The following is a 3,360-nucleotide window of genomic DNA, read 5'->3' on the forward strand; positions in this document are numbered from 1 at the left end:
GTGTCTTAACCCTTGTTGCAAAGGTACACAGCTTACTTCATTGAGAAAGTCTAATTCTTCTTGTTTTTTCCAATCGGTTAGCATTGAAGAAGTTTGAGCGTAGCCTACTCTTTCTTGCTTTTCGTACCATGCTTGTGTTCGTTCGTGGAGAGCTTTGTTGTAAACCAATCTTACACAGCCCAAAGTGCGCCGCAATAGCGACTCTTGTTCTGGTGTTGGGTAAAATCGGTAAGAATAGGCTTTTTCCATGTCTCACATTCTGGCATATATCGTGTAAATGCGCTAGTATTTAACAGTAAAGCCAACCTAGAACGACGGGGTTTCAGACCCAAATTTTCGATGAGACAATCCGATCGAGAAATAATAATTTTAGCGGCTGTGGCCTCCCTCTTAGCGGTGGTGGCGGAAGTGGCAATCGCTTTTTAGATAAAAAAAACTGATTTATGAGGTTAAAGTCGGGCAAAATTGGCAATCAATGCCGAGGAAAGATATCGATAGAATGCTTGTGACAGGGGCAGCAATTGCGAGCGCCTCGATGAGCGAAATTAAAGCATGAATATTAGTGTAACCGGTCAGGTAAAAAGAATCGAAATAGGCACGGGAACTTGGGCATTAATTGCCGATAACGGTCAAACCTACGAATTAATAGACCCTCCCGCCGAATTAACCCAAAAAAAGGCAAAAGTGACAGTTATGGGTGAAATTCGCTCAGATGTGATGACTCTGGCCATGATCGGGCCGGTTTTACAAGTGATCTCCTTTCAATCCTTGCCATGAAGCCGCGAAATGCTACTTAAAAACGGGCAAAAACCGCTTTTTAAGCCTGTAATCTCGAAAAATTGCCGTAATTGTCCTTCGGCTATCCCAGAAAGAAAAATTGTCAAGAAGACCCTAAAGGTTGATTTTTTCGAGAATAATCTCGAAATTTTGAATAATCATCTACAATGGACAGCAACTTTGTCTTAGGAACATCGGAATCACCTAAACCGATCTATCTGATTGGTTTAACTCGTAGTTACCTAAGTTGGCGTGAGGAGAGGACTGAATGAATTTGCGCGATAATGCTTTAACGATTCTGCAAGAAACGAGTCGAACTTTTTATATTCCTATAAGTCGTTTACCAGATCGCCTGCTCGAGGCAGTAGCCTCAGCTTATCTCTGTATGCGGGCGATCGATGAAGTAGAAGACCATCCCGACCTAGATAACTTCAGTAAATCCCAGATATTAAGACAAATTAGCCTGAATTTACAAGCAGGTACTGAAAATTCCACCAAAGAGGACTTTGCTTTTGGCTTAGTCCATCGGGAGATTTTGCCGGAAGTAACCCTGAGAATTGGCGAATGGGCCCTGTTAGCGCCAGATTCGATCGCCCCCCGGGTTTGGGATGCCACGGCGGCCATGGCCGATCGCATGGCCTACTGGGCTGGGAATAACTGGGATATTCGCAGAGAAATAGAATTAGATCAATATACCTTTAGTGTGGCCGGTGCCGTGGGTTTATTGCTGTCTGACCTCTGGAATTGGTACGACGGCACTCAAACTAATCGCAGTTATGCCATCGGTTTTGGTCGGGGTTTACAAGCGGTTAATATTGCCCGCAACCATGGCGAGGATCTGCGCCGGGGGGTAAGTTTTCTGCCCCAGGGTTGGACAATTATTGATATTCATAATTATGCCCGTCGTAATCTGAAATTAGCCGATTATTACACTCAATCGCTGCCGCAAGGACCAGCACTTGATTTTTGTAAGATTCCCCTCGCTTTAGCCCATGGCACTCTCGAAGTCCTAGCTTTGGGTAAGGAAAAACTCAGCCGCAGCGATGTCATCGCTTTGGTACAACAAATTACCCGTTGACTCTCCCCCGCTAACCGCTCGCGCAGTGTAGCGGGGGATTCTCGGTTCTTAGGCTTTTAACTAGATCGACCTGGTTTCACCGGACGATCCCCGTCAAATCGCCTCCGCGAGCGTTTTCTAACACGGTCAGCCCGACCGCGTTTTTTCCTCGGTTCTCAATTACCTTCGCTGATGCCGTATCTCTTGGTTCGATGTGGCCGCAAGAATCGCATCGGTGAACTCTTTCCGATAACGACTTTTTACCAGTGAACGCGCCACAATTAGGACACTCTTGCGAAGTTCCGTTTTTATCGACCTTAAGATAATATTTTCCCCGTTTCCAAACGACAAACGGTAATATCTCGTTAATAAAACTACCGATACCCGAATCTAGAGATTGTTTTCTAACGATTCCTCTAGACCAGGAAACGAAGTTAATATCTTCAACGAAGATATTATCAGCAATATCACAAAGGTAATGAGCTAGTTTAAAGTGCCAATCTCTACGAGTATTAGACACTTTTTAGACACTTTTTCGTGTAATCTCGCTATCTTCTCTTGGAGTTTCAACCAATTGTTCGAGCCTTTGACTTGATGTTGCAAGCGTCTTTGTAGCAATTTAAGCTTACTCTGTACTTTCAACAAAAATCGAGGGGCTTTGATTAAATCTCCCCGTGAAGTAGCCACAAAACTTTCAATCCCCGCGTCAATTCCTAAACAGGTCTTCCCAGCCGTTATATCGGGAACGGATTCTTGGGACTGGAAGGAAACCGAAACGTAAAATCCCGACGCTTTTCGGATAATTCGAGCTTGTTTAGGCTCAAACCCAGACGGGTACTCCCTAGATTTCCTAATCCGAATTTTTCCCAATTGTGGAAAATTTAAGTATTCGTCACCTAAGAAGTTTTTTGACAGCGCAGGAAAAACAAAACTCCGCATCTTTTTCTTGAATCTAGGAAAGCCGAAGCCTTTCGACTTCATCTGGTCAAACGCTTTATCTAAAGTTTTTAAGACTTGCTGTAAAACTTGAGCGTTAACCGTCTTTAATATCGGATAGATTTTTTTAGCTTCCGTTAGATTTTTGGCTTGAACGAAGTAATTAGGATAGGGTTCATCCGCAGGAATTATGTACTCGGAAACTAGCGAACAGCGATCCGCAAGACACTTTCGAGAGTTCAACCAATCTTTCCGTTCCGAGAGCGCGTAATTGTAAACGCTTTTGCAAACATCAAGAATGTGGATGATCTCCCGTTCCTGTTGTCTGTTTACCTTTAGTTTGTACTGGTAGGTAAGCGTTATCACTGTCGTTAGTTTCGTGATGTACAATTAGATTATAACACTTACCGCCTAATATGTCAACTGATTACAATCATGGATTTCGCTCCGTTTATAGACTTACCGCTCACGTCGTATTCGTCATCAAATACCGGTCATTGCTATTAACAATGAAATCTTAGCCCGACTTAAAGAAATTTTTGTTTCAACGTCACAAAATGGGACAGCACATTACTTGATTTCAACGGTGA

3 protein-coding genes and 1 pseudogene are annotated in these 3,360 nt (G+C 43.4%); 2 read left to right on the forward strand and 2 right to left on the reverse strand.

Annotated elements, in window-relative coordinates; genetic code table 11:
* The coding region (locus IM479_RS05245; protein WP_287699285.1) for a helix-turn-helix domain-containing protein at positions 1-249 on the reverse strand (249 nt) is incomplete at its 3' end.
* A 303-nt stretch (positions 250-552) separates the two neighbouring features.
* Between IM479_RS05245 and IM479_RS05250 the strand changes: the two genes are divergently transcribed.
* Together IM479_RS05250 and IM479_RS05255 are read left to right on the forward strand one after the other, a co-directional pair.
* Complete coding sequence (locus IM479_RS05250) at positions 553-777, forward strand: hypothetical protein (protein ID WP_287685265.1); 225 nt, start codon at positions 553-555, stop codon at positions 775-777.
* 268 nt (positions 778-1,045) lie between these two features.
* The gene (locus IM479_RS05255) at positions 1,046-1,855 is read left to right on the forward strand and encodes a squalene/phytoene synthase family protein (RefSeq protein ID WP_287685266.1); all 810 of its coding nucleotides are present in this window, start codon (positions 1,046-1,048) and stop codon (positions 1,853-1,855) included.
* Positions 1,856-1,911: 56 nt separating this feature from the next.
* On the opposite strand, the pseudogene IM479_RS05260 reads toward IM479_RS05255, so the two are convergent.
* Positions 1,912-3,136, reverse strand: a pseudogene (locus IM479_RS05260) (RNA-guided endonuclease InsQ/TnpB family protein).
* Between the last annotated feature and the right edge of the window lie 224 nt (positions 3,137-3,360).

This window comes from Microcystis sp. M165S2 (assembly GCF_020245885.1).
Lineage (GTDB): Bacteria > Cyanobacteriota > Cyanobacteriia > Cyanobacteriales > Microcystaceae > Microcystis.